General features: G+C 41.0%; 1 protein-coding gene. It reads right to left on the bottom strand.

What is annotated here, in order from left to right; genetic code table 11:
• Positions 1-1,272: DUF1542 domain-containing protein (locus N8M95_RS09155; RefSeq protein ID WP_261050375.1), on the bottom strand; the 1,272-nt coding region annotated here is incomplete at both ends.

Below are 1,272 nucleotides of genomic sequence, written 5' to 3'. Positions count from 1 at the left end.
GGTCTTAGCTTTCAATGCATCATCGATAGCTTGTTTTGCCGCTGGCTTCGCTTGCGCTGTTGGATTTACTGAAGCTACACTTGCTGCCCCATCGTTTTTAGCTTGAGTTACTGCATCGTTTGTTGTTGCGTTGTCGATTGCAGTCTTCGCTGCATCAGCTTTCGCTTTAGCGTCTGCTTTCGCCGCAGCTTTCTCTTCATCTGTCAAGTCTGTACGAGAGTCTATTTCATCAGTCTTAGCTTTTAAGGTATCATCGATGGCTTTCTTAGCTTCTGGCTTCGCTTCTGGTTGTGGATCTACTGCTTTTACTTCTGTTATTCCAGTCACCTTAGCTCGGTCTACTTCCGCATTTGTTGTTGCATTATCGATGGCTGCTTTTGCTGCGTTGGCCTTAGCTTTTGCTTCTGACTTAGCCGCAGCTTTCTCTTCATCTGTCAAGTCTGTACGAGAGTCAATCACGTCGTTCTTAGCTTTAAGCGCGTCGTCGATGGCTTGCTTCGCAGTCGGTTTTGCCACTGGCTTTGGAGTCACTGAAGCTACTGATGCCGTTCCTGCAGTCTTAGCTTGTTCCACTTCTGCGTTTGTTGTCGCATTGTCGATTGCTTCTTTCGCTGCATCAGCTTTTGCCTTAGCTTCTGCTTTGGCTTTAGTTTTTTCTTCAGCTGTTAAATCATCATTCGCATCTATTGCATCTTCTTTTGCTTTTAATGCATCATCTATTGCCTGTTTGGCTGCTGGTTTTTTAGCTGCTTCTGGACTAAACGAGTTCACATCACTTAAACCAGATACACTATTTACATCTACTTTAATGTCTGTATCTGCTGCATCGATTGCGTCTTTTGCCTCATTAGCTTTATTTTCTACTTCAGCTTTTGCTGCAGTTTTCTCTTCAGTTGTTAAATCATCTCGAGCATCGATTTCTTCTATTTTCTTCTCTAGAGCTGCATCAATTGCTTTTTTAGCCTCTGATTTCTTAACTGGTTCTGGACTAAATGAATTTACATCACTTAAACCAGATATACTATTTACATCAACCTTAATATCTGTATCAGCTTCATCGATTGCTTTCTTAGCTGCATCTGCTTTAGCTTTAGCTTCCTCCTTAGCTGCTAATTTTTCTTCTGCTGTTAAGTCATTATTCGCATCAATTTCTGCTTCTTTTGCCTTTAGTGCTTCATCTACAGCTTTTTTAGCTTCTGATTTCTTAACTGGTTCTGGACTAAATGAATTTACATCACTTAAACCAGATATACTATTTACATCAACCTTAAT

Origin of the sequence: Streptococcus mitis, from assembly GCF_946190325.1 — a bacterium.
In the GTDB taxonomy this organism is placed as follows: Bacteria; Bacillota; Bacilli; order Lactobacillales; family Streptococcaceae; genus Streptococcus; species Streptococcus mitis_CF.
The sequence above is the reverse complement of the archived record's forward strand: the minus strand, read 5'-3'. Positions and strand labels throughout refer to the sequence as shown.